This is a genomic window from Pedobacter steynii (assembly GCF_900103665.1).
Classification (GTDB): Bacteria; Bacteroidota; Bacteroidia; order Sphingobacteriales; family Sphingobacteriaceae; genus Pedobacter; species Pedobacter steynii.
The window spans coordinates 310,042-335,379 of the sequence record NZ_FNGY01000006.1 but is presented as its reverse complement, the minus strand read 5'-3'; the positions used below and the strand labels follow the sequence as shown (position 1 = coordinate 335,379).

Sequence of the window (25,338 nt, the reverse complement as noted above, 5' to 3'; positions counted from 1 at the left end):
GATCTAAGATAAAGGCAAATCAAAATCATTGATTATGTTCCGATGAACAACGGACCGGGTTCTCAGAAACCGGCACAAAGCAGCTGCCTAAAGTTCCTGTATGACCGCATTAAAAAGTTTCGAACGATATATCGCAATCGCTAAAGCAAAGACCACCAGTGTTCCTGCAACTGCAAAGGTAATCTGCATACCGGTAAGAATGGCATCAGCACTGGCTGACTTCATTTCATTTGCCCCGGATGCAAGAAAAAATACGGCTCCCATAACCGAAGCGCCGGTGATCAGTCCAAGATTGCGCGACAAGTTAAGTAGACCAGACATTACCCCCTGTTGCCCTGGGAGAACATCCGTCATTACCGAAGTGCTATTCGCTGCCTGGAACAATTGATAACCAGGGGTTAAAATGGCGATAGCAGCGATGTACCCTGCAATCCCGAATACCCCTGAAAAAGCAGATAGCATAAATGAACCAGCAGCCATCAGGATCAGTCCGATGATAACCGACAAACCTGCCCCCCAATGGTCAACAATACGACCGGCGGGAACACCACTCAGTATAGATACAACCGGACCAACCGACATCACCATTCCAACAGATGCCTGACTGAGTCCCAAAGCAGAGGAGAGATAGAAAGGCCCGATCACCAACGTGGCCATCATTACTGTCGAAACCAATATGTTCATGATCAGCGCAGCGTTCCATACCGGACTTTGAAAAACAGACAACTGAATTAATGGCCTTGCAACTTTCCGCTGAGTCCATACAAATAGTATGGCTCCAAAAATGGCAATCGAGAGTAAAACGACATTAAACAGACCGTAGTGGCCATGTCCTGTCGTCATAGCAAGCGCATATGCGGCAAGCGTTAATGCGAGTAGCAGCGTGCCCATATAATCAAAACCAAGCCCTCCGATCTTCATCCGCTGGCGATCAGCAGGCAGATAGCGACTAACCAGGAAAAAGGCAAGCATGCCTATAGGCAGATTAATAAGAAAAATCAACCGCCAACTCATTCCAGCGATCAAAAAACCAGCAAGGGATGGGCCTAAAGCAGTTCCAATTGCCGACATCGTTCCTAATAACCCCATCGTTTGGCCAAATTTTTCTTTCGGTACCATTTCACTAACAAAGGCAAGCGAAAGTGCCATCATAATAGCAGCACCAAGCCCCTGTGCCGTACGAAAGACGATCAGCAGGGAAAGCGAAGATACCACGCCACATAAAACCGAAGCCAATGTGAACAAAAATAGTCCGAATAACAACAATCGCTTACGGCCTATGGTATCGCCAAGTTTCCCAACACTGACAATCATTGTTGTAATAGCAAGAAGATAGGCCAGCACAACCCACTGAACCTCCTGGAAAGAAGCATTGAATTCCAGTACCAGTGTCGGCAATGCAACGTTGGCAATACTGGTACTTAACGAGGAAAGCAATATGGAAAGAGAAAGGCTGATCAGAACCCATCGCACTGAAGAGATATCTTCTACTTTTTCAGGAATAACTTCGTCATGCATACCGGTTATTTTTAATAATATGTGTTTTACCTCACAAAAGTAATTTGAATGGTAATCCTGATGTTAGGACAGGAATGAAGTTGAATAGGACATACCTAAAATTGTGCGGGAGAAATGCAAAAAGGAATAGGTTTTCATGAGTTTATTTCTATTTTTGAAGATCGGTTACCTACCATAAAAACCGAGCTATTTCTTCTGTTTGCATGTTTAATACCTCATGTTCTAAATAGAATTTATGCCCCACATTTTATGCTTGCTAAAAAGATATTTATAACAGTCGCACTTATTGTATGTACTTGTTTACCCTCGCTATTTGCTCAAACTTTATATTCTAAAGCCTACGGAGATCGTAAAAACCCCTCATTGATTTTTATACACGGCGGCCCAAGAGGGAATGCAACCCTATTTGAAGGTACGACCGCACAAAGATTGGCAGACATGGGTTTCTTTGTAATAGCATACGACAGAAGAGCTGAAGGCCGTTCGATAGACACCTCAGCCAAACTCACCTTTAAGGAAGCATTTAATGATCTCAACCAACTAATTGAGCAATATGGACTAAAAAAGGTGAATCTAATAGGCCACAGTTTCGGTGGAATTGTCTCAACCTTATTTGCAAATCAATACCCGGAAAAAGTAGAACGTCTGATCTTGGTAGGTGCTCTTTTCGCACAGCAGGAAAGTTATAATCATATACTTCACACCGGGGCAAAAAAGGCAATAGCGCAAAATGATTCAGCATCCTTTAACAAGATACATTATATAAACACCCTGGATAAACGCGGGGCGGAGTATCGCCTCCTAACTTACCAGATTGCTGCTCGTTTTGGCTATTTTAAAATGCCCCGGCCTACGGAAGAATCAATAAGGGTGAATAAAGAATATGAGGCTGGTGAATTTTCGAAGTCCAACATACGTAATGATCAGGCACCAGTTTTATTTTATAAAAATGAATCCCGTGTGAATATTGATACAAAGCCTATTTTAAAAGGCTTATCAAATAAGGGTGTAAAACTGTTTGCTGTTTATGGAGCGGATGATGGCATTTTCTCGCCCAAACAAGTATCAGATCTGCAGAAAATTGTCGGTAAAAACAAATTCCATATCATCCACAATTGCGCTCATTATCCTTTTGTCGACCAGCAGAGTGATTTTTTAAGAAGAATAAAGCATATAATGGAAAGGAAAGACTTTTGAAGATAGGTGCTCCAAACCAAAAGTCTTTCCCTGCCATATTTTTAGCTTTGTTCGATTTCTTTTAAGCTATCCATTTTCTTATAGGCCAGGAATCCTTTGATGTCCTCAAAGTGCTCACGAACACGTTTATTACCAAATTCGAATACTTTTTCTGCCAACCCATCCAGGAAATCCCGATCATGGGATACCAGGATCAAAGTACCATCAAAATCCCTAAGCGCATCTTTGATAATGTCTTTGGTCTTCATGTCCAAATGGTTGGTAGGCTCATCCAGTATTAACAAGTTTACAGGTTCTAACAGCAACTTGATCATCGCTAAACGGGTTTTCTCTCCTCCGGAAAGTACTTTAACTTTTTTCGTGGTATCATCTCCACTGAACATAAAGGCACCCAAAAGGTCTTTTATTTTTATGCTACCATCGCTTAATGGAATCTGGTTAATGGTTTCGAATACCGTTAAGTTCTCGTCAAGCAATGCGGCCTGATTTTGGGCGAAGTATCCAATCTTAGCATTGTGACCTACTTTCAAACTTCCTTCAAAATCAATCTCATTCATGATCGCTTTGATCATCGTCGACTTACCTTCACCATTTTTACCAACAAATGCCACCTTTTCACCCAGTTTGATCACCATAGATGCTTTTTGGAACACGACATGATCGCCATAAGTTTTAGTCAGTTCTTCTACAATTACCGGATATTGACCAGAGCGTGGCGATGGTGGAAATTTCAATCGTAATGCCGAAGTATCGACTTCATCGATCTCAATAACTTCGAGTTTTTCGAGCATTTTCACGCGCGATTGCACTTGTAAGGTTTTGGAGTAAGTTCCTCTAAACCGGTCTATGAATTCCTGGTTATCTGCAATAAAACGTTGTTGTTCCTCGTAGGCTTTCAGCTGGTGCACACGGCGGTCAGCACGCAACTGGAGATAATGCGTGTATTTAGCTTTGTAATCGTATATTCTACCCATGGTAACCTCAATGGTACGATTGGTAATGTTATCTACAAAAGCACGGTCGTGTGAGATCACCATAACCGCCTTTGCCGAGTTGATCAGGAAATCTTCCAGCCATTGAATACTCTCGATATCCATGTGGTTGGTAGGCTCATCAAGTAAGATGAGATCGGGTTTCTTTAACAGAATTTTAGCCAACTCAATTCGCATGCGCCATCCGCCCGAAAATTCAGCCGTCTGGCGGGTAAAGTCCTTGCGTTCGAAACCTAAGCCTTTTAGCACCTTTTCTACCTCTGCATCATAATTGACCTCTTCAATCGAATAAAACTTTTCGCTCAGTTCCGACACACGTTCGATCAGCTTCATGTAATCATCACTTTCGTAATCGGTACGAATAGTAAGCTGCTCATTTAGCTCATCAAGTTCTTTTTGCATCTGGTTTACCTCTTGAAAAGCTTTCATCGTTTCTTCAAAAACGGTCACCTTATCCTCAGTGAGGAAATGCTGTGGCAAATATGCGATTACCGCATCCTTTGGACCGGTTACATTACCAGAAGTAGGTTTAGCCGCATCGGCAATGATCTTCAGGATGGTCGACTTGCCTGCGCCATTCTTGCCCATCAGGGCGATCTTATCGTTCTCGTTTATCGAAAAGGTTACGTCGCTAAACAGCGTAGTTCCGCCAAATGAAACGGAGATGTTATTTACATTAATCACAGTATGGAAATATTGAGTTATTGGCAAAGATAAAAGAAAGACACCGGATTATGGCGTTACCATACTCTTATTCGTTGCCCTCCACTTTTCAATATTTCAAAGGGGCCGGGGTACGGATTGAGAATATTGCGTTTCCTGCCAGAATAATCAGTATCAATCCTTAGCCGGGAGCCATCTGGATTCTCGAATGGCAAATCGGGGATAATGACTTTACCCAACAGCTGGCTTGTGACCAATTTTCTTTTTTGTTTGGTTTGCCAATTTTTGTCAAGGGTTATTTCAAGATACATTTTTTCCTTTTCCCTGATCAACTTTGCACCAGCATCAAAATTCCCCTCCGCCAAAAAGTTTATTTCTACTGCATCTTTATCTGCCACATTTTTAAGTTTCTCTTTTGCTTCAGGGCTTATTTCGCCAAAGCTCCTTTTTTTATCTCCTGCAACTGCCCTTACAGCCCCCTTCACATAAACATTCCCATCAAAGGTCACTGGCAATATGGCTTTCTTGTATTCACCTGCATTGCCCCCATTTACAAATAAATTATTTACAAATTGAACATCGCCACCAGGATTGTCATGTAACCCTGCCATAAAAGTAGAATGTGGTTTGAGATATGGCGTTAACCTGTTGTCATAGGAAACCACATTCATATTGCCACCAAAGATATTGTGTGCGAATACAGCACCACTGGAGTTCATCAGCAAATTGGTTTTGGAAAGTAATATATTGTTACTCACCAGCATTGGCCCATGATTTACTTCTAAGAAAACATCCAGTCCATTCCCGTGCATCAGGTTATTCTTTACCTGTACGCCCTGCGCCATCCAATCGAGCCAAATCCCCATATTGGTACTGAAGATATGATTGTTATTGATTTGTACATCAACAGCCCCATGAAATTTAATACCAGCCATTTCTGCACCACCAAATAGTTTTCTGACATGAATATCATGAATAGTATTGCCTTCAACCGTACTAAATGCACAACCCATACTGCCTACTATGCCTGCCTGCTCACAATACGCGATGGTGTTATTACGAACAATATGCCCTCCTATACTACTTTTATTCCATCCAAATGCCAACGCCCGCTTGATGGTGCCTACATATCCCTCTGCCGATTCGGTGTTGTTATTATCCCATTTATCTCCATATTTACCTAATGCTATGCCCACACATTTTGAATACTGTATTATATTATTCTCAATAACCCATCCTTTACTCCAGTGGGTGCCAATAAGCCCCATTTGTTCCGCAGTAGGTGGTGCCCAATTCGTAGCCGCGTGCTGCATGGTAAAACCCTGGATCGTGATGTAATTAATAAATGGCTTATCGGGATAAAAAACAGTCTGTCTTACATTGATTTCAACTCTTTCGTTATTAGGATTCACATTTTTAAACTGTGCCCGTATTGTGGTAAAGCTTGAATCAACAGTTGCAAACCAGAGTGGATTTTTTTCGTCCGTCGGTTTCATGATATCCTCTTGTTTGAGCGCTTCCATCAACCAGTCCCCATTCAGATATACAGCCCCGGTATGATACTTACTGTCTTTCGGAGGCCAGTACCAATCGCCACGAATTAAATCGCTGTATGGATTAAATTTCCCGAAATAGCGGTTCGGAATTTTCACTTCCCAGACATCATTTCCAATTTTCTCCCAGCCTTGGATTCTTTCCGAACCTTTAACCTCAACCTTCTCTCCTTTGGCTGCCTGGTAAACAATCCGTTCCTGTTCTGAATTGCCCCCGCGGGGAGGAGTCACCTGCTCCCGGTATATACCTGCATGAACAGTGACCACATCTCCCGGCATGGCCACATTTGCCGCAGCCATAATCGTTTTAAATGGCTTAGGCAGACTTCCATCATTTGCATCATTACCATTTACAGATACATGATATTCCTTAGCAGAGACAGCCATAGAGGCCAATACGACTAAAGTCAATAATTTAAGCTTTTTCAATACCATCTTATTTTTTGTATAGTTTCTTTTTAAAAACACTGAGATTACATTAGTTTCCATTCCTCTTATTTAAATCTTTTTCCCTTGTATATCATGATGCTGAAATCCTGAGCAATACCTTTCTCTCAATATTTGCATCATATATGCATTTACTTCCCATTGATTAGTAATGGGCTGTTGGGTAAACGGCATTGAAACCATATAGGGAAATGGCCCAAACTCAGGTGTTATGGTTAGCATCGCATCTGCACCTTCCCGCCTTTTACGTTCCGCCACCTTATCCCACCAGCTCAAATGGACATTTAATGCGTGCTGCCATTCAGGAACTCGTGGATCAGGTACCTGTGGGCCTTCTTCATAGCCCACCCTCGCATGAATATGTTCTGTTCTTTCAATGGCCAATTGCATAGCGTCCTGCTGATTTTCTAAAAATGATTCAGCTACGCAGACCCAATGTGAGGCATCCAACGTAATTTGCAAATCAGGGATATTAAGCAAATACTCTTTGGTAATATGTGCTGCGAATGAGAATTTATTCCGATGGGTTTCATGATACACCTTAATGCCTGTATCCTGACTGAATTTCCGCGCTGCATTAATCAAAGAGGCGTTCTCCCGGAAGGTAAAAAAATCCTTCCCGGTCTGCGAATTAATTTTAAGCGGTTTGTAATCCTTCATTTTCCATAGCCAGGAGTTATAAATATCACCATGCTTGTGGTAATCTGTCTCATTGGTATCATAATGTTGGACTATTAATAACAGATCTTCCTTCGCAGCCAGGTTAAAAATCTCATCAATCATTGAGATAGGTAAATCACCCGGGATGGCATATTCTATACCATCATATCCCTGCAATTTAGCTTGTTTGAAGAACTCGTTCAGCTTGATATGTTCAGTTCCCCAACGCGGACAAAAAAAATTCAGTTCCATATCAGCTATTCAGTTGTTTTAATTTTCAAAGTTTCCGGTCGTAAATAGGGCTTATTCTTATCCAAAACACCTTTATAGGCGTAAGGGTCTTCGCCAGAAACCATCATAATATCCCTTAGATCCTCTGTGGGTTCAAATTTACCATCCTGATCCCATGGCAACATAGATTCCGCAGTCATATAGTGATTAACCAATGCGGTACGAAAACAATCCGTCGTCTTATTTTTCAAAGAACTGTGCAAAGTATATCCATTAAAAAAAACAACTGAGCCACTTTTAACTTCAACAGGAATGATATTTTCCTTTGTAAAGCCTGATACGTCAACGGTATCCACATCGGCATATTCCTTACTGCTATTCGGCACCCTTTTCATAATATACCCAGGTTTGTTTGATCCCGGGACTATCCACAAACAACCATTTTCAATGGTAGCATTATCGATCGCAATCCAGACACCTATTAAAGATTTATCTCGGGTAGGAATGTAATACTCATCCTGGTGCCAAGCCTGACCAGCTTTCCCCGGAGCTTTTACAAACAACATAGATTGCATGCATTTTACGTTTGGACTTACAATCTTTGTAAGTATATCAACCACCTTTTCATGATTCAAATATGTTTTAATCACTTCGGATATTTTATGTGGAAAATGTATCGCTACATATTTTTTAAGTATCTCATCATTTGTTAAATTCTCCGGATCGACCATTCCATCCACATGCCCGCGGTTCCCCTTAAATATCTCTACTGTTTCTATTTTCAGCTCATCAATTTCGTCACTGCTCAACAGTTGCTCTGCAACAAGATAACCAGACTCCTTATAAAATTTGATGTTAGCAGGTGATACTTTTCCGCCCGCTATATATGCCTGTTCAAAACTCATGTGAATGATTTTAATTATTTAATAAAAATGGATTCTATTTCTTCCAATGACTTGCCTTTTGTTTCCGGTAGTCTAAAAAACATATATATAAAGGCAATCAGACAAAAAGCAGCATAACAAAATAGCGTATTTGAGGTGCCAAGTTCCCTGGTCATTACCGGAAAAGTATAGGTCACGATGAAATCTGCAAGCCATAATGCGAGCGTTGCAACCGACATTGCGATGCCCCGTACCCGGTTGGGAAATATTTCTGAAAGGTATACCCAGGTAACAGCACCAAGTGTACATCCGAATGCTCCTACATACATCAGCATAAACCCGAGCACCACATAATTATCAAAATACCGGAAATGAAAACAAAATGAAATAGCCGTTAAAGACAACCCCATTAATACACATCCACTTAACAGAAATATTTTTCTACCTACCTTATCCACTAAGCCGATAGCTATAAAAGTTGATATTACATTTACGACACCAATACCAATGGTTTGCAACATAGAAGATGCGGTACTCAGACCTGTTTCTTTAAATATTACTGGCGCATAATAAAGAATGGAATTGATACCTGTGATTTGCTGAAAAACGGCAATAAATATCCCTATGAATAATACAGGACGATATGCGCGGCTAAATAATACTTTCAGGCTTGAACCTTTTTCATGTTTAAAAGTATTTTCAATTTCTTCAATTTCCGTATTAGCGGCCGTACTACCCGATATTTTTGTCAATATCAATAATGCATCCTCTTTAAGACCATTTTTAACCAGCCAACGTGGCGTTTCAGGAACAACTAACAGCAATGCCAGGAACAAAAAAGAAGGAACAATTTGTGATATAAACATATACCGCCAGTTGTGCTCACCAAACCCATCAAAAAGATAATTGGAAAAATAGGCCAGCAATATACCAAGAACAATAGCCAGCTGGTATAATGCCACCAATCTCCCCCGTAGAGAAGCAGGTGCAGTTTCAGCAATATACATTGGGGAAATCATTGCCGCAGCACCTACACCCAGCCCACCGATCAAACGAAAAATGACGAACAAAGTAAAATCTGAAGACAAACCTGATCCCAGACCGGAAAGGGCGAACAATATCGCACACATAATAAGTGTCATTCGTCTCCCACATTTATCAGCCAGCAGACCTGCCAGCATCGCCCCCACAGCACAACCAATCAGTATTGAACTGACCGCCCAACCCAGCGAAAATCCATCCAGTCCAAAATAAGATGTAATATAGGGAATAGCACCTGAGATAATTGCCGTGTCAAACCCAAATAAGAGACCACCTAGTGCAGCCACCATGCTGATCATGATAATAAACCTTGTGTTTATTGCTTCTGCTTTCGGTATGAGTTGCTTTGATGTTGTTAAAGAGAATCCAATAGCCATATTAACCAGATTGATGTGTCGTTTGTCAAGACACTAAATTAACCCTTTCTGATTTTTCTATCTTACACTTTCATATCAAAAAAGAAAACTATTTTAATAAAAAAATTCAAAATCCCTTAACTTACAACAGGAAAAACAAAATATCGTCAACTCATGAAGCCATTCATTCAAAAACTAACACTGAACGAAAACACTTCGTTTGTTGCCAAGACTTTTAAAACACCAAATTTTGAAGTCGGTTGGCACCAACATATTGAATACGAGCTCATCTTATTTACTCAAGGCTCAGGACTGAGCTTTGTTGGCAATCATGTTGGCGAATTTGAAACTGGTGACATTTATTTTTTGGGAAGTAATCTTCCGCATACATTTCAAAAAAGAGACCCTGAATTGATCACAAGTGCAATGGTGGTTCAGTTCCGGGAAGATTTCTGGGGCACTGAAATATTAAATATACCGGAAAGCCGATATATTAAGAAACTACTTCTGACTTCATTATCTGGTTTAAAGATAACGGGCGACAGCCGACAATTGCTTTTTCCGCTGATCAGCAATCTCGAAACAGCCATCGGTTTTCAACGCATCCTGATCCTCGGCCAATGCCTTGAAATTATAGCAACAAGCAAAGAATACGTCGAAATTTCGACGCTAGACGTAAAACAAATGAACAATAAGGATAAGGAATGTATCGACCGCATCTTTCAATTTACCATCGATTCTTTTAAGGAGTCAATTTCACTTTCCCAGGTAGCGGATATCGCATCTATGAGTATACCGGCATTTTGTAACTATTTTAAGAAAAGTACTAAAAAAACATATATCAATTTTTTGAACGAAATAAGAATCGGATACGCTTGTACATCCCTTGTGGAAACAAAAAAGACGGTTTTGGATATATGTTTTGATAGCGGTTACAATACCATGGCCAATTTCCATAAGCAGTTTTTAAAAATAAAAAAAACTACGCCGTTGCAATACAGGCTTTGGTACTTCAGGCACATCAATAATTGAGGGCATTAAAGGAACCTCCAAAACCTGCTAAAACCAAAAATCCCTCTCTACTTTCGTAAAGAGGGATCTGTACTCGAACCCGTCCTGAATTCACACTCGTTTTTGAATGATCTAGCTGAATTGGCTTCTATGAATGAGTTTTTAGAAAGTACCAATCTTGGACGTGATTTTAAGCGGAAGTATCAAAGAAAGTATACAGATCAAGAGAGCAAAAGCGTCCTCTTTCAATCGTTTGGCAAGAAGCTGGCTTGAAATTTTATGACTCAAAAAATCGCTAAAGCGTTATTTTTAGTCAACCCTAGTAGTGATGTTTTTTATACTCCAAGTGGAGCAATATCACTACTAGGGGTGATTAGCCACGCCGATATCGTTTTGGGCCGAAATAGTTATATTTGACTAAATTAAGCTCACATATGATAAGAACTACTGATCAAGTACTTGTTGATTTAAAGGCATTGATTCATACTGATGGATACATCTACGCATTGTGCCTAATCCTTTTCGAAGACTTCCACCATAACCTGGACAAAATTCACCTAGTAGACCCCCGTTCCAAGCTAAGCGTTAAGGAATGCTCGCTGATAATCGGCTTTTTGGTTCAGCGGTCGTTGAATCTAAACTTTCCCAAATCACCCGAAGAAGTAATTGCAATGAAGGAGAATACTTATGAACTGGCACAAGAACTTCAAATGTCCTTTAGTGCTCCGCAGTTCAGCAAGCTGCGTGAAATGATGGAACTAACGGAAAACGGCCAGGAGCTTCCGATCCATCTAGAGGATAAGGTGGATTTTTTCGTGAAAGACGGCGGAATAATAGAGCCGACTTTTTATGCAGGAGACGGCGTTTATGATTTTCAGTATCTGGAATATCTAGAACCAAAATACAAATATGACCTTGAATGGCTGACTAAAAACAAAGGATTTGAGATTGAGCAAGTTGTTAAGGTTGTAAACAAAATAAAGCAAATTCTGAATGAAAAATCCAAACAAGTCAATCTGTTTGATCTGAAAGAGACTTTTCCTGGCATCATTCAGAAAACAAAGAAAAAATTAACCAAGCTTTATTCTAAAGAAGGCTTTAAAAAGATTGAACGTGAACAGTTCATTGCGCTTAACTTCTACCAATACCAGCAATTGTTCCCGATGCCTGACCGTTCAAAGAAAAACAATACCGAAGACTGGCAGCAGTTTTACCGCAATTTGTTGGAGCTGTTTACGGTTAAGAAAAGTGATTTTGAAGACCAGAATGGCCTTGTGGAGTTTTTTACAAATTTTTCATTTTCAGCAGATTGCAATACTGGCTACGAGGGGCCTGGTCACTATAACATTATGAATTCACGCCCGCTTATTCAATTAGACCAGGAGCGGTACTTTGTTCCTATCAATTACCTGGTTGCAGAATCAGTTTATGAAAGTCCGTTTTACTGGATGTGGGATGACAGTCAATACCGGCCTCAACTGTCCAAACACCGTGGAGACGTGGGCGAAGAAATGGCATTTGAGTTTCTGTGCAAAGTTTTTGGAAAAGAAAACACTTTTAAATCCGTCCTGCTCAGTGCAAAAAAAGGTCAGACTGAAACCGATATAGATGTTTTATGTTTACTAGGGAACAAAGCCCTATGCGTACAGGTCAAATCAAAAAAGATGACCTTAATGGCAAAACGAGGAAACTTTGAACAGCTTTCAAAAGATTTCAAAGGTGCTATTCAGGATGCCTATGATCAGGGCGTGGTTTCCCGGCAAAGCATACTGGACAAAAAAGTCCGATTTCTTGACGAAAACGGAAAGGATATTCCCCAACTGAATAGGGAGATCAATGAAGTATATATCATGGGGTTGACTACAGAAAACTATCCATCCCTTGTGCACCAAGTTCATATGATGCTAGATAAGGAAGAAAAAGGGCCTGCCCCGCTATTCATTTCCATCTTTGACCTCGAATTACTTGCTCACTACCTACCTGATCCCTATGACTTTCTATATTACGTCCGTCAGCGGATCAACCTGTTAGATTATTTTCATGCAGCAGAAGAACTGGTGTTCCTGGGATACCACCTTAGGCACAAACTTTGGAAAATGGATAATTACGACGGGGGAATGCTGGACACCGATTTTGGAGCAAATATAGACCGCAACTATTATCCATACAAAACTGGTCTATCCCACCTTGTCTCTGAAAAAAATGATCCCATTCTCAACCGATGGAAACCAGAAAATTTTGATCTATTGTTAAATAACATCAAACATAGCAGGCACGAAAACGTTACCGACATCATTTTCAGCCTCATGGACTTCTCGGGCACTGCGCAGGAAGACATTGTGAAAAATATGATCTCTTATAAACAAAAGGCCATCAAAGAAAATACGCGAAAGTCACTTGCCTACCCAGCTGCTCCAGACTTCGGCCTAACCTACGTCGTTACCGAAACGGAAAATCCCGAAGAACTGGAAACTGTAACAGAAGTCTACTCCGTTTTGAGGAAATACAAATCAAAATGTAATGCATGGCTGGGATTAGGAACGTTTACCAGAAGTCCCAACCTCGTAGACTACATTATATACCTTGATGAACCCTGGATTTATGATCAGAAATTAGAAGCAGAATGCAATAGTTTTTTCGGCACGAGCAACCCAGGATTTAAAATACCAGTTGGAAATCATGCGAAGATTGGCAGGAACGAACCCTGTCCATGTAAAAGCGGAAAGAAATATAAAAAATGCTGTGGTGCAAGAATTTTTTCCGAACCAACTAAAAACTAATCAAATCAATGTAATCAACCTTAACTATGAGTTTATTAGAATATCATAAAAACACCACACGCCAACTTATTGCAACTAACAATAATGTTAGGAATTTGATTAATCATCATGGAGAAGATGGACGGTACAAGGAGGCAGTTCTAAAAAATATGATAAACAGATTTCTGCCTGAGAAATATAAGATTGCTTCTGGCTTCGTAATCCGTCCGATGCAAGATTACGGACAACACCAGGCCTCTCGTCAGATTGATCTGATGATATATGATAATGAAAGCCCAATAATTTTTAAAGAAGGAGATTTTGTTATTGCAACTCCTGATAGTGTTCGGGCAATAATCGAAGTTAAAGCCGATATACAAAATCAGAACGCAAGAACAGTGATTAATGCTGCCAACGAAAAAGGCAAATTTATTTTCGAAGGTAAGACCAATAAAGAGGATCTATTTTTTAATGGTATATTTTCTTATCAATCTATGAACCCTACCCTCAACCGTATAAGAAATAGCATCGAACAAGGAAACAATAGTTTTCAGAATGATCAACATTATAGCCGATTTAAAGTAAACCATATATCCTTCAATAAGGACTTTTTTGTAAAATACTGGCCTAATGATGCAAATCCGCATTCCGTCTACAACATCCCAGACCTATCCTTTTCATTTTTCATATCAAACTTAGTCGACACACTTGCAGGCAGATCAGTTGCCGACAATAATTTTATCTGGTTTGCCCTTGACAAGGAACATCAGAAAATTGCTGAATTTTAATTCGATCCTATTCAAATTCATGCATGTTTTTGAATCATTTAGCTGGGTATTTCGCCGAGACTGGTCGGGTATTTGAATGAATATGGCCGCCGATTCCGCATTTTACCTGATATCATTTTCTGCTCCATACTAATCCATTATTGGAATTTGCACTTAGCGATACCATTTTCATCCCAACTATGTATTATCATTAAAGAACCAACCAGTGGCGTGAAAGGTAGCTTTAGAAGCCAGTTCAGACACAGTATTTATTGTTATCTTAATAGAATAGTTACACTCAAAATTCAATGCAGCGAAAAATTCAATTCCGAACTTATGAGGGCAATCATACCCACTGTGATGCTTTCTTTAAAGAGTATGAGGTTCTAGACATATATATTGCGCCAAAAGACCCAAGAAATAGAGGAAAACTAAAAAAACGATCAGAAATGATCTGTCGGTTTTGTGGCAAAAAGCATCCAGACACGACATTTGTTAGCAAGCCTCATATAATATCACGGCTGTTTGGAAATAATGCTGGCATATCTGACTTTGAGTGTGACAAATGTAATAATCACTTCTCCAAATTTGAAACAAGTACGGCCGACTTCCTAGGGGTCAATAGAAGTATTTATTCTTTAGGTAAAGAGAAGATACCAACATTTAAGGCTCCAGATGGTTCAATGGAAGCAAGGGCAAGTGAAATTTATGGAAATGAAGCAGTTGAAATTTCCGCAAAAATGCCAGGACTAATTACAAGCCTCACCGATACTGGAAAAATCGAAGTGCAAGTTAAAGGCAATTCATATATCCCAATAAATGTTTATAAAAGTTTGTTAAAAATTGCGTTGACTAGAATGTCTGAAAGTGAGTTTATAAATTATGGATTAGCACTTGCCTTCATAATGAAGGGTTTAAATACCAATCACTTTTCTTTCCATGCAACCCAAGTTTTTAGAAGTCAAATAGGCGGTGAGGTAGCCACTCCCTACTGTATTTTGTTTAGGAAAAAAAAAGTTAACTCTGACCTGCCAACTCATATATTCCAATTATACTATCAGGATTCTTGTCTACAGCTCCATTTACCTTATAGAAAGGGTGATAAGCAACTTTTGGAAATGGAAAAATTGGAAATTCCCATGTGTCCACCCTTCGTAATTACAACAGAAAATTTGTCCGGTAGAGCGAATTATGAGATTTTAGATTTATCGGGATGCGAAAAAAAGGCGGGTGAAGTAAAGAAAATGTCTCTTAATTTTGATAAGGAGAAAATTCAGCAAGGTGTTCCTGTTAATATAGATCAGGGCAGGATTGGTAATCAGAAATTTGATCCAAATGAAATTGTTACTATTCTTTTTGCCAGAGATAAACCTGAAGGCTTGAAATAAGCTGTTTAATTTAAAGCTTTATATTTAGATATGAATTTATTGCATCCAACTGAATTTCCCCAACAACCTGTAATTGTAATTATCTCTCCACCGATGTCCTATACTGATAACTCGCTACAAGTTTCAGCAACAGTAAGTATGCATTTTGGTTTCTTTTTTAATCTAAAAGGAGATGAGGTAGCAACAGTGCAAGTCCCAGACCTTATACCTAAAATCAAAAGTCAGTATCAAAATTATAATAAGGTTCGTCATTTCCTAAATATCTGTGCAAATACCGGAGAGGCTGTAGACGATGGGCAAAGCTTTACCTGGCTATAAAAACAGGATCACTGAAGATGGCAAACACAAGTATATCGCTTTTGATGAACCAGAGGCCACTCATATGAAATGGGCGTTTGAGCATCTTGCGAAGGGGACTTTCGCAACCGAACACGTCTGGATGATGGCCAAAGAAAGGGCGCTGAGATGTGCCAGAACCAGTTTTTGGGAAGCCATCAAAAATCCCGTGTATTGTGGTAAAATCATTGTACCGAAGTTTAAAGAGGAAGAAATGTACCTTGCTGAGGGAATACATGATCCTTTAATCCCTGAAAGCCTATTTTATAAGGTACAAGACATTATTAACGGCAGGCGACGGAATTATCTAAATGGTGGTGCAAACGCTTCTTCACCGGAAGTATATCCGTTAAGAGGTTTTTTAACCTGCCCGTTATGCGGCAGAAATATGACTGGTAGTTCATCTAAGGGCCGAAGGGCACTTTATTATTACTATCACTGCAAAATATCCTGCAAGCAGCGTTTCAGAGCAGATTTTGTAAATGAACAATTTGAAAGGGAATTAAAGCGGTTTATTCCAAGAAAAGGAATGGCTGAATTATTTGAAATGGTTATCTGTGATGCCTATAATGACGATTCTAAATTTCTTCAATCCCAGCGCAGAAGGATTGTAGAAGTGATTACAAACAATAATAACCGTAGCACAAAGGCGAGAGAATTACTCTTAACAGATACCCTCACTAGTGATGAATATAAATTGATCAAAAGTGAATGTGACGAGGCGATTATCAGGTGCGAAGCGGAGTTAAAAGAATTGGAAAATAAGGTCTCACATGGCCTAAACATTGAATTGATGGCAACCGACGCATTATCACACCTAAAAAACCTGTCTAAACTATATTCAGAGGCGAATTTAGAGGGCAAAAGGTACATCACTGGTGTGATCTTTCCTGAAAAATGGGTTTTTGACGGCAAGGAACATCACACCACAAAAGTGAATGAGGCGGCGCTTCTCATCTATCACATTAACAACAAGTTACGTCATAAAAAAACCGGAGCTAAGTTTTTTGAAAACTTGAACTCCGGTTTAGTACCCAGCGCCGGAGTCGAACCGGCACGGTTTCCCACAGGTGTTTGAGACCAGCGCGTCTACCAATTCCGCCAGCTGGGCATTTGCTTTGTTAGCGGGTTGCAAATGTATAAAACACAATCCTAATTAGCAACAATTATTTTTAATTTTCTTCCTTTAGCTTTTTATCTACGATAAACGGTGCAAAAGGAAGCAATGAAGCCGCTCCAATCATTGCAGTCTTAGTAAACTTCCATTTATATTCCTGCCATGCCATAATCAGGATCACGATATACATTACAAATAGCAAACCATGAGCCCAGCCGGTATATTTTACAGCGAGTGGCATTCCTGCCCAATACTTCAATGGCATTGCGACAAACAATAGCAAGAGATAAGAGATCCCTTCAGCAACAGCAACTTTTCTAAAAATGGATAATGTAGTCATATAAGTGATTTGATGGCAAAAGTACCTCAAACAAGCATTGTAAAAAAGCCGAAATCAGCTTTTTTACAATGCTTTAACACCTAAGCGGCCGATTCGGCCTTATTGATACTTTCCCGGATCCGGTATAAGTACTTATTTCGGTAATATAAATCCTTTATAGCAATCAGCAGACTAACCTGACCAGAAGTATCCGCTGATTCAAATGAAGCCGTCAGGGCAGCGATTCTGTCACTTAAACCGCTTTCTATTCCATCCACCTCAATCTTCAAGCCCGCTAAACGCGTTGCATCCGGATCAAACTGTAAATCCATCAGTGCTTCATTCACATCCATCATCTCCATCAGGAAATCCTGAGGAAGCTTATAGTTCTCCCCTTCTGTCAGCTGGCCTTTCAGTTCCAGGATATAGTGTAACCTTTTCTGTGGATCACTCAATACCTGGTAGGCTTTATTGTTAACCGTGCTCAGCTCCAGTACTTCTTCCTGTTTATCTTCTGTTTCGTTGATGTAAAAATCAGGATGATACTTTTTGCTCAGCTCATAGAACTTCTTTTTCACCAAACCTGCGTCTGGATTAAAGCTTACCGGCAATCCGTAAAACTCAAAGTAATCTATCATATCCTTTATGGTTTGAAGAAGACCTTGAAGAGGTCATTCCCCAATACAAACACCATCAATGCCAGTAACATCACGAAGCCTACGATTTGTGCACGCTCCAGGAATTTATCACTAAGTGGTTTTCCTTTCACCATTTCTATCAACAGGAAGATCACATGTCCACCATCTAAAGCAGGAATAGGCAGCAAGTTCATAAATGCCAATGCAATCGAAATAAAGCCCGTAGAAGCCCAGAATCTTGCCCAGATCCACTCTCCACCGTAAACTTTACGTGCGATCTCCACAGGACCTGAAAATGCTTTATTTGCTTTAATCTTTCCGGTTAATACCTTCCAGATTCCTTTACCATTGTCGCTAAATGTTTTCCACGCCTGGTCAACACCGATCGGTAAGGCCGCAAAGAAACCGTATTTAATCGTTTCCTGTTTAATCTCATTGATATTGAACGCAAAACCGATCGTACCTGCAGTATCGACAGGAATCTTATAGTCTATTGTTTTTCCGGCACGGTTCACCGTAAAATCTGCTGTTTTTCCTTTGAATTTCTCCACCTGTTCCCTAAGGTCCACATTTGACTTCACCGGAACATTGTTTACTGCCAGAATCTGATCCCCTTTTAGCAATCCGGCTTTAGCTGCAGCCTTTCCAGCAATAATGCTATCTACCGTAGTACTCAATAAAGGAGCCCTGCTGATAAATTCTTCAATTCCAAGATCAGAAACCTTGTTCAGGATATTATCAGGAACTTTAACGTCTAATGTTTTCTTGCCACGAACAACCGTCAGCGTCGTGTTACCCAACAATACTTTCGAGCTGATCAGTTCCTCAAAGCGGATCACTTTCTTACCGTTTACGGCAATCACCCTATCTCCTCTTTGCAGACCTATTTCTTTACCAATCACTCCAGGATTAATTCCGTTAAGAACCGAGCTGTTTGGAATATAGGTTTCCCCATATTTGAAAGTCATCATCCAGAAGATGAAAATACCCACTACAATGTTTACGACCACCCCGCCCAGCATCACGATTAAGCGTTGCCAAGCTGGTTTAGACCTGAATTCCCAAGGTTGTGCCGGCTGTTTCATCGCCTCGGTATCCATCGATTCATCGATCATTCCTGCAATTTTCACATAACCACCAAGCGGCAACCATCCTATTCCGTATTCACAATCACCACGTTTGAAACTAAACAATTTGACACCCCAGGCATCAAAAAATAAATAAAACTTCTCTACTTTAATCCCAAAGGCACGTGCCGCCAGAAAATGTCCTAATTCGTGTAAAATTACCAGTATCGATAACCCCAGAAGTAACTGGGCAGCCATAATCAATCCGCTCATATCTTATATTAAATGTTTTTATTTTGATTGTTAAAATTCTATTTTGTTACTAATTGGTTGGCAAATATACGCGTATGATGATCCGTTTCTAAATAATTATTCAGGCCTGGTTCATCAATAAATGTAATCTCTTCCATACACTGTTCAATCACATCACTCATCTGTAAAAAGCCGATCTGATCCTGTAAAAAGGCATTGACCACCACCTCATTTGCGGCATTAATGATGCAAGGCATGTTTCCACCTTTACGTAAGGCAGCATAGGCCAGGTCAAGGTTTCTAAAAGTATCATTGTCTGCTTTATAAAAGCTAAGTTCAGGATAGTCCAGAAAGTTAAAACGCTTAAAGTCCGTGCTTATTCTATGAGGATAGGCCAAAGCGTAATGAATCGGCAATCTCATGTCCGGAACGCCCATTTGGGCTTTCATAGACCCATCTTTAAATTGTGCGATGGAATGGATGATCGATTGGGGATGTACGATCACATCAATCTGATCGGCCTCCAGGTCAAACAGCCATTTGGCTTCGATCACTTCCAGTCCCTTGTTCATTAGGGAAGCAGAATCAATAGTGATCTTGGCACCCATCACCCAGTTCGGGTGTTTCAGGGCCTGAACTTTGGTCACATTCGCCAGAAATTCCCGGTCTTTCCCTCTGAAAGGACCTCCGGATGCCGTCAGGTAAATCTTTTCTATAGCGTCATTCCCCTCGCCTACCAGACATTGGAAAATCGCAGAATGTTCAGAATCTACCGGAATGATGCTCACCCCATGTTTTTTGGCCAGGCGGGTAATCAGATCACCGGCTACGACAAGTGTTTCCTTGTTCGCAAGGGCGATCTCTTTTCCTGCTTCTATAGCGGCAATGGTTGGCCGAAGACCTACGGAACCTACTATGGCAGTCAGCACCATATCTACCTGGGCTAAAGATGCGGCTTCACACAAAGCCTCTTCTCCTACCAAGACACGGATTGCAGTTCCTGCCAGTGCAGTTTTTACCGCCTGATATTGATTTTCATCACCGATCACCACCAAATCCGGCAGGAACGTTAACGCCTGACTGATTAATAATGTGGCATTCGATTGAGCGGTCAGCGCTGAAACCTTGTATAATCCCGGATTTGCCAGGATTACAGCTAAGGCCTGAGTTCCTACAGAACCCGTAGCACCTAGTATAGCTATATTTTTCAATTAGATCTTTCTTATTGTTCGTCCCTATGACGAATTGTAAAACTACTTAAATCATCTGCAATCTTCCTGTCATTTGATAAACGGGGAACTTTATTTTGTCCGCCGAGCTTACCTTGTCCCCTCATATAGATTACAAATGCGTCTTTTTGAAGGGAACGAATGATTAAAGGTTGCAGTATTTTTCCTTCAATGAGGTCAAAATAGTAAATATTCTTCTTTTGCAAAGCCTTATCTACCTTTTTACTAAAAGCCAAAAGGTCTTTTGGCGCGGCCGAGAACTCTACAAACCACTCATGGTAAGGCAATTCCCCCTGTGGGGTACTCACTTGCGGAGCAACAGTAAATTCGGTGATACCTACACCTTCTTCATTGGCCACGGATAAAAGCGCATGTTCCACTTCCTCCCCGATCACATGTTCTCCAAAAGCAGAGATGAAATGCTTGATTCTGCCCGTTACCATAATCTTATAAGGATTTTTGGAAACAAACTTCACCGTGTCGCCAATGCTATAGCCCCATAATCCGGCATTCGTATTCAGAATCAAAGCATAGTTCTGCTCCAATTCTACTTCCGCCAGACTTAAACGCGTCGGGTTTTCATTATAATATTCATCTGCGGGAATAAACTCGTAAAACATTCCTGCTTTTGCCAATAACAATAAGCTTTTGTCCTGCTGACTGTCCTGATAAGCAATAAACCCTTCTGAGGCTGGATAAGTTTCAATTGCATCAATCTTCCTTCCTATGCTTTCTTCAATCTTCGCACGGTAAGGTTCATAATTTACCCCACCATAAACGAAAAGGCTAAATTCAGGAAAGATATCCTTGATCTTCTTTCCCCCCGATTTTTCAGCAAGCTTATCAAAATACATTTGCACCCAGGGTGGAATCCCCGAGATCAAAGTCATGTTCTGATGAAAAGTTTCTGAAACAATCGCATCTACCTTTTCTTCCCAATCTTCAATACAATTGGTTTCATAAGAAGGTAAACGGTTTTTTTGTAAATATTTAGGAACAAGATGGGCAACGATACCGGATAAACGACCTACATTGATGCCGTTCTTTTTATGCATTACCGGGCTTCCCTGCAAAAAGATCATTTTTCCATTGATGAACCTGACCTTGCCTGTTTCATGGATATAAGTTAACAAGGCATTTCTGGCAGCTTTGATATGTTCCGGCATAGATTCCTTAGAAATGGGAATGTATTTAACACCGGACGTCGTGCCTGAAGTCTTGGCAAAGTATTCCGGTTTGCCTTTCCACATCACGTCGGCTTCGCCTTCCACCACCCTGTCGATATAAGACCTCAAACCTTCGTAATCCCTGATGGGCACGTTCTTCTTAAAATCTTCATAATTACGGATGTTTCCGAAACCATGATCTTTACCAAAAGCAGTATCCTTTGCGGAGTTGATGAGCTGTGTCAGAATGGTCTGCTGAGCACCTACTGCATTTTTTTTCCATTTATTGATGCCCTTAACAACAAGAGCAGCAAAGGGTTTACTTAATGCCGCTTTTAATCCCATAAACGCGTATTAAACTATATTGTGTAAAATATCTGGTTCACCTTCTCCTTTGTATTCACTCACCATTTTGCGATAAGCAATGGTCAGGGCAACGCTGGATAAAGGAACGATAATAAAGGAGCTCAGAACATTCAAAAGAAAAGCAATAATCGGCCATTTGATATAACCAAAGAACATGCACAACAGGTAAAAACTACCCAGTATCAATAACAGCAATAAGATTTTGGTAAAATTCCCTCTTGTTGTAGCCAGACTGTATTTAATAGAGGCAAAAGGTGCCAGATTCTTATCCAGGATAAAGAATGGATAAAAGGAAATCCTTACCCAGGTGATAAACATGGCAATGATCCCGATAGAAATGGCAATATTGGTAATGATCTCCATTCTGATTCCAGTGTAAATGAAAGGAAAGGCAACAAGAATGACTACCGTGTACACCCCTGCAATACAAAGGATGAAATACAACATTCCAATCAGGAACCTGATGATTTGTCGCTTGGTCGGAATGGTACTTACGATACTCACCTCACGCTCTTCATCGTCCAGTAAATGGAAAATATAACGAAAAAGAGAAAGATTGATCGTAAAATAGAACATGATGAAAACCAGTGCCATTAATGCACTCAGCCCTTTATTCACATCTTTCAGAAAGAATGCCATCAAGCCCGAGGCATTGGAGGTGATGAACATCAAAAAGCATAGTGTAGCGATAGAGAAGTAATTCCTTCTGGTAACCGCCCATGCTTTGACAATTACCTCATTCACTGTAAATGTACTCTCCTTTAAAAAATTTATCATTGTTGTTTAAATACTACACGCTTAAAAAAATCTTGCATAAACCCTAACCCATAAGCGGTTAGTTGAATAAACGATGCAATTATACTAAAAAATGCAACCTTAACTGACTTATTGACTTGCCAGGAATGAAAAAAGATCATCACAAAGTATACCAATAATATAAAATCACAGATATAAGCCAAAGCTGGCCATAAGATGTTCATGAATACACTAAATAAGACAAAACATGTAAATGCTGCCGGAAAAAAATGTACTAATTTCAACTCGGAAGGAAAATGTTTATAAATATTGATCCTTGCTCTACCGAAAAAGTGCAGTTGTTTGTAAAACTGACTAAAACTCGTCCTTCTTTTGTGAAAAACCTTAGCTGCAGGAATTAAACCAATCTTAAATCCGTTCTCATGAATCCTGATGCTATATTCAATATCTTCCCCTAAACGGGTGAGGATAAATCCACCCACCTTTTCATATACCTCGCGGGAAACACCCATATTGAAGCTTCGGGGATGGAATTGTCCGATGTGTTTTTTATTGCCCCTGATCCCTCCCGTGGTAAATGGAGAAGTCATGGCATAACTGATGGCCTTTTGTACAGGAGTAAAGCTCTGGTGTGCCGCATCCGGTCCTCCGTAAGCATCCAGGTGATGCTCAAACAGATAATTCTTCACAATCTCCAGGTAATCTTCCGGAATCAGACAATCGGAATCAAAGATGACGAAATAGTCGCCTTTGGCTCTTTCAAAACCATAATTTCTGGCAAAACCCTGTCCTTCATTGGGCTTAAAGAAATATTTTACATCGAGCAACTGCTCATATTTCTGTACAATTGCCTTTGCATCATTAGTAGAACCATCTTCAATGACCAGCACCTCAAACTGAGTATAGGTTTGATGGGTTAATGTTTTCAGTAACTCGTCAATTTCCTGAGGGCGGTTATAAAGCGGTATAATTATAGAAAAAAACATGTATTAAAGGATCTCCTTTTCTATCAGATAAGCATTTCTTTCAGGCGCATTACGGGTAACGAGCTCAGCTACAAATCCGGTAAGGAAAAGCTGTGAACCTAATATAATAGCCACTAACGAAATATAAAATAACGGCTGCTCGGTCACATCTCTTTTATAAGGGATCAGCATGGCAATATGGTAGAGTTTCTCTCCAATCAGCCATAAAGCCATGAAAGTTCCAAGTAAGAAGCTGAATACACCTAATGAACCAAAAAAGTGCATCGGTCTTTTCCCAAACTTGCCCACAAAAAAGATAGACAATAAATCCAGGAAGCCATTGATAAAACGGCTCAATCCAAATTTAGTAACCCCATATTTTCTGGCCCTGTGTTCTACTACCTGCTCACCGATCTTTTTGAAACCGGCCCATTTGGCAATTACAGGAATATAACGGTGCATTTCTCCATACACTTCAATGGTTTTCACCACATCATGACGGTATGCTTTTAGCCCGCAGTTGAAATCGTTCAGCTGAATACCCGACATCTTTCTGGTAGCTGCATTGAATAATTTGGTAGGAATGGTCTTGGTGATCGGGTCGTAGCGTTTCTTTTTCCATCCGGAGATGATGTCCAGCTTCTCCTCTTTGATCCTGCGAAACAACTCAGGAATTTCATCCGGGCTGTCTTGTAGATCTGCATCCATGGTAATTACTACATCACCCTGTGCCGCTTCGAAAGCAACATTCAAGGCCGCTGATTTACCGTAATTCCTTCTGAATTTAATGCCTTTTACCGCATCAAACTGAGTTTTCAAATCTTCAATTACAGACCATGAATTATCTGTACTTCCATCATCAACAAACAGGATTTCATAAGAAAAGTTATTTTCTGCCATTACTTTGGCAATCCAGGAAGTTAACTCGGGAAGAGACTCGTCTTCATTATATAAAGGAACTACAATAGAAATATCCATGACTTAAATAACGTACTAAAAAAAAGCAACGTGCAAATTTCATCAAATAAAATGATAAAACTGCACGTTGCCTGATAATGTATATAATTATTCCTCTTTGTCTTCTGTAAAGAATAATGGAGGAGATTTTTTAAATATGGCGCCAAAAAGTAAAGCCACAACAAAAATAATGATCACTGCAATCAGATGCCCCTGAATGGTTTGTATCATCGTTCCCGATTCTTTTTTAGCAAATTGCTCCGCCATTTCCGCTTCTTTCTTTTCAATAGTTGCCTCATCCACGCCCTGCCCTCTCATCATTGAAGCAGTTGCATTGGTAACGGAACTCTGAATCTGCGAAGACATCGTTGGTTCTATCAGTTTGGTAAAAACAAAGTTCCCACCGGTAGAAATAATATACGAAGCCAGAAACATGATAAATATTCCGGAAGTTGCCTGACGAAGGTTCCAATAACCACCAATCTTTTTTCTGAGGTCAAGAGAAAGGAACACAGCAAGAATCACCGGAATGAGGAAACCAATTCCAATAGGAACAAGGAAAATTGCCCACATTGAAGTCGCTTTCACTAAAACATAAGCGGAGATGACCCCCAATACTAAAGTGATCAGGCCCAGAATCAATCCGTTCTTAGCTGCTTCTGGTTTTAAATTATCTAATGGTTGTTCGGTTTCCATATCTATA

General features: G+C 40.2%; 22 protein-coding genes and 1 tRNA gene. 7 read left to right on the top strand and 16 right to left on the bottom strand.

Annotation, left to right across the window (positions count from 1 at the left end; genetic code table 11):
- Nucleotides 1-87: 87 nt before the first annotated feature.
- Entirely contained in the window at nt 88-1,473 is a 1,386-nt protein-coding gene (locus BLQ87_RS18320; RefSeq protein ID WP_216857796.1) for an MFS transporter, read from the bottom strand.
- A 159-nt stretch (nt 1,474-1,632) separates the two neighbouring features.
- Here BLQ87_RS18320 and BLQ87_RS18315 point away from each other — a divergent pair, with 159 nt between their 5' ends.
- Nucleotides 1,633-2,715: an alpha/beta fold hydrolase gene (locus BLQ87_RS18315; protein ID WP_245723880.1), complete on the top strand. Its 1,083-nt coding sequence runs from the start codon at nt 1,633-1,635 to the stop codon at nt 2,713-2,715.
- 41 nt (nt 2,716-2,756) lie between these two features.
- Here the strand turns inward: BLQ87_RS18315 and BLQ87_RS18310 are convergent, their stop codons facing one another.
- Genes BLQ87_RS18310 through BLQ87_RS18290 form a run of 5 tightly spaced genes read right to left on the bottom strand, consistent with a single transcriptional unit; the run spans nt 2,757 to nt 9,563 of the window.
- Nucleotides 2,757-4,391, bottom strand: a complete 1,635-nt coding sequence (locus tag BLQ87_RS18310; protein ID WP_074609617.1) for an ABC-F family ATP-binding cassette domain-containing protein — start codon at nt 4,389-4,391, stop codon at nt 2,757-2,759.
- Nucleotides 4,392-4,447: 56 nt separating this feature from the next.
- On the bottom strand, nt 4,448-6,412 hold the full coding sequence (locus BLQ87_RS18305; protein WP_083361931.1) for a DUF1565 domain-containing protein: 1,965 nt from the start codon (nt 6,410-6,412) through the stop codon (nt 4,448-4,450).
- Between the two features lie 9 nt (nt 6,413-6,421).
- Nucleotides 6,422-7,282: a hypothetical protein gene (locus tag BLQ87_RS18300; RefSeq protein ID WP_074609614.1), complete on the bottom strand. Its 861-nt coding sequence runs from the start codon at nt 7,280-7,282 to the stop codon at nt 6,422-6,424.
- Between the two features lie 5 nt (nt 7,283-7,287).
- A complete protein-coding gene (locus tag BLQ87_RS18295; RefSeq protein ID WP_074609611.1) occupies nt 7,288-8,166 on the bottom strand; it encodes a phytanoyl-CoA dioxygenase family protein in 879 nt (292 codons plus the stop codon).
- Between the two features lie 14 nt (nt 8,167-8,180).
- A complete protein-coding gene (locus BLQ87_RS18290) occupies nt 8,181-9,563 on the bottom strand; it encodes a sugar porter family MFS transporter (protein ID WP_074609609.1) in 1,383 nt (460 codons plus the stop codon).
- Between the two features lie 153 nt (nt 9,564-9,716).
- On the opposite strand from BLQ87_RS18290, the gene BLQ87_RS18285 reads away from it, so the two are divergent.
- The 6 genes from BLQ87_RS18285 (at nt 9,717) to BLQ87_RS34265 (ending at nt 16,881) form a co-directional block, all read left to right on the top strand.
- A complete protein-coding gene (locus tag BLQ87_RS18285; protein ID WP_074609607.1) occupies nt 9,717-10,574 on the top strand; it encodes an AraC family transcriptional regulator in 858 nt (285 codons plus the stop codon).
- A gap of 413 nt (nt 10,575-10,987) precedes the next feature.
- Nucleotides 10,988-13,333 (top strand): YecA family protein, encoded by a 2,346-nt coding sequence (locus BLQ87_RS18280; RefSeq protein WP_074609605.1) that lies wholly within the window; start codon nt 10,988-10,990, stop codon nt 13,331-13,333.
- Nucleotides 13,334-13,359: 26 nt separating this feature from the next.
- Nucleotides 13,360-14,100 (top strand): DUF6602 domain-containing protein, encoded by a 741-nt coding sequence (locus tag BLQ87_RS18275; protein ID WP_074609603.1) that lies wholly within the window; start codon nt 13,360-13,362, stop codon nt 14,098-14,100.
- Between the two features lie 287 nt (nt 14,101-14,387).
- Nucleotides 14,388-15,467, top strand: coding sequence for an HNH endonuclease (locus tag BLQ87_RS18270; protein WP_074609601.1), 1,080 nt, complete (start codon nt 14,388-14,390; stop codon nt 15,465-15,467).
- A 30-nt stretch (nt 15,468-15,497) separates the two neighbouring features.
- Nucleotides 15,498-15,785, top strand: coding sequence for a hypothetical protein (locus tag BLQ87_RS18265; protein WP_074609599.1), 288 nt, complete (start codon nt 15,498-15,500; stop codon nt 15,783-15,785).
- Nucleotides 15,760-16,881, top strand: coding sequence for a recombinase family protein (locus BLQ87_RS34265; RefSeq protein WP_394331833.1), 1,122 nt, complete (start codon nt 15,760-15,762; stop codon nt 16,879-16,881). The genes BLQ87_RS18265 and BLQ87_RS34265 overlap by 26 nt, the downstream gene beginning before the upstream one ends.
- Here the strand turns inward: BLQ87_RS34265 and BLQ87_RS18250 are convergent.
- From BLQ87_RS18250 to BLQ87_RS18205, 10 genes are all read right to left on the bottom strand, one after another.
- Nucleotides 16,835-16,914 (bottom strand) — tRNA-Leu (locus BLQ87_RS18250). The genes BLQ87_RS34265 and BLQ87_RS18250 overlap by 47 nt on opposite strands.
- A 61-nt stretch (nt 16,915-16,975) precedes the next feature.
- On the bottom strand, nt 16,976-17,260 hold the full coding sequence (locus BLQ87_RS18245) for a DUF3817 domain-containing protein (protein ID WP_074609597.1): 285 nt from the start codon (nt 17,258-17,260) through the stop codon (nt 16,976-16,978).
- Nucleotides 17,261-17,340: 80 nt separating this feature from the next.
- Nucleotides 17,341-17,877 (bottom strand): Fe-S protein assembly co-chaperone HscB, encoded by a 537-nt coding sequence (hscB, locus tag BLQ87_RS18240; RefSeq protein ID WP_074609595.1) that lies wholly within the window; start codon nt 17,875-17,877, stop codon nt 17,341-17,343.
- A gap of 5 nt (nt 17,878-17,882) precedes the next feature.
- Entirely contained in the window at nt 17,883-19,217 is a 1,335-nt protein-coding gene (gene rseP / locus BLQ87_RS18235; RefSeq protein WP_074609593.1) for an RIP metalloprotease RseP, read from the bottom strand.
- Nucleotides 19,218-19,255: 38 nt separating this feature from the next.
- Nucleotides 19,256-20,407, bottom strand: coding sequence for a 1-deoxy-D-xylulose-5-phosphate reductoisomerase (locus BLQ87_RS18230; protein WP_074609591.1), 1,152 nt, complete (start codon nt 20,405-20,407; stop codon nt 19,256-19,258).
- Nucleotides 20,408-20,418: 11 nt separating this feature from the next.
- Nucleotides 20,419-21,936: a GH3 auxin-responsive promoter family protein gene (locus BLQ87_RS18225; protein ID WP_074609589.1), complete on the bottom strand. Its 1,518-nt coding sequence runs from the start codon at nt 21,934-21,936 to the stop codon at nt 20,419-20,421.
- Nucleotides 21,937-21,945: 9 nt separating this feature from the next.
- Entirely contained in the window at nt 21,946-22,734 is a 789-nt protein-coding gene (locus tag BLQ87_RS18220) for a hypothetical protein (RefSeq protein ID WP_074609587.1), read from the bottom strand.
- Nucleotides 22,731-23,699, bottom strand: a complete 969-nt coding sequence (locus tag BLQ87_RS18215) for a glycosyltransferase family 2 protein (RefSeq protein ID WP_074609585.1) — start codon at nt 23,697-23,699, stop codon at nt 22,731-22,733. The genes BLQ87_RS18220 and BLQ87_RS18215 overlap by 4 nt, the downstream gene beginning before the upstream one ends.
- Nucleotides 23,700-23,702: 3 nt before the next feature.
- Nucleotides 23,703-24,656 carry a glycosyltransferase family 2 protein gene (locus BLQ87_RS18210; protein ID WP_074609583.1) on the bottom strand — a complete coding sequence of 318 codons (954 nt, stop codon included), beginning with the start codon at nt 24,654-24,656 and terminating at the stop codon, nt 23,703-23,705.
- Nucleotides 24,657-24,743: 87 nt separating this feature from the next.
- A complete protein-coding gene (locus BLQ87_RS18205; protein WP_074609581.1) occupies nt 24,744-25,331 on the bottom strand; it encodes a DUF4199 domain-containing protein in 588 nt (195 codons plus the stop codon).
- Nucleotides 25,332-25,338: the final 7 nt, after the last annotated feature.

What these genes read in the sequence shown, in the direction of transcription:
- BLQ87_RS18315 (WP_245723880.1), top strand. Translation starts at nt 1,633, where the DNA reads ATGCAAAAAGGAATAGGTTTTCATGAGTTTATTTCTATTTTTGAAGAT.
- BLQ87_RS18305 (WP_083361931.1), bottom strand. Translation starts at nt 6,412, where the DNA reads ATGGAAACTAATGTAATCTCAGTGTTTTTAAAAAGAAACTATACAAAA.
- BLQ87_RS18300 (WP_074609614.1), bottom strand. Translation starts at nt 7,282, where the DNA reads ATGGAACTGAATTTTTTTTGTCCGCGTTGGGGAACTGAACATATCAAG.
- BLQ87_RS18295 (WP_074609611.1), bottom strand. Translation starts at nt 8,166, where the DNA reads ATGAGTTTTGAACAGGCATATATAGCGGGCGGAAAAGTATCACCTGCT.
- BLQ87_RS18290 (WP_074609609.1), bottom strand. Translation starts at nt 9,563, where the DNA reads ATGGCTATTGGATTCTCTTTAACAACATCAAAGCAACTCATACCGAAA.
- BLQ87_RS18285 (WP_074609607.1), top strand. Translation starts at nt 9,717, where the DNA reads ATGAAGCCATTCATTCAAAAACTAACACTGAACGAAAACACTTCGTTT.
- BLQ87_RS18280 (WP_074609605.1), top strand. Translation starts at nt 10,988, where the DNA reads ATGATAAGAACTACTGATCAAGTACTTGTTGATTTAAAGGCATTGATT.
- BLQ87_RS18275 (WP_074609603.1), top strand. Translation starts at nt 13,360, where the DNA reads ATGAGTTTATTAGAATATCATAAAAACACCACACGCCAACTTATTGCA.
- BLQ87_RS18270 (WP_074609601.1), top strand. Translation starts at nt 14,388, where the DNA reads ATGCAGCGAAAAATTCAATTCCGAACTTATGAGGGCAATCATACCCAC.
- BLQ87_RS18265 (WP_074609599.1), top strand. Translation starts at nt 15,498, where the DNA reads ATGAATTTATTGCATCCAACTGAATTTCCCCAACAACCTGTAATTGTA.
- BLQ87_RS34265 (WP_394331833.1), top strand. Translation starts at nt 15,760, where the DNA reads ATGGGCAAAGCTTTACCTGGCTATAAAAACAGGATCACTGAAGATGGC.
- BLQ87_RS18245 (WP_074609597.1), bottom strand. Translation starts at nt 17,260, where the DNA reads ATGACTACATTATCCATTTTTAGAAAAGTTGCTGTTGCTGAAGGGATC.
- hscB (WP_074609595.1), bottom strand. Translation starts at nt 17,877, where the DNA reads ATGATAGATTACTTTGAGTTTTACGGATTGCCGGTAAGCTTTAATCCA.
- rseP (WP_074609593.1), bottom strand. Translation starts at nt 19,217, where the DNA reads ATGAGCGGATTGATTATGGCTGCCCAGTTACTTCTGGGGTTATCGATA.
- BLQ87_RS18225 (WP_074609589.1), bottom strand. Translation starts at nt 21,936, where the DNA reads ATGGGATTAAAAGCGGCATTAAGTAAACCCTTTGCTGCTCTTGTTGTT.
- BLQ87_RS18220 (WP_074609587.1), bottom strand. Translation starts at nt 22,734, where the DNA reads ATGATAAATTTTTTAAAGGAGAGTACATTTACAGTGAATGAGGTAATT.
- BLQ87_RS18215 (WP_074609585.1), bottom strand. Translation starts at nt 23,699, where the DNA reads ATGTTTTTTTCTATAATTATACCGCTTTATAACCGCCCTCAGGAAATT.
- BLQ87_RS18210 (WP_074609583.1), bottom strand. Translation starts at nt 24,656, where the DNA reads ATGGATATTTCTATTGTAGTTCCTTTATATAATGAAGACGAGTCTCTT.
- BLQ87_RS18205 (WP_074609581.1), bottom strand. Translation starts at nt 25,331, where the DNA reads ATGGAAACCGAACAACCATTAGATAATTTAAAACCAGAAGCAGCTAAG.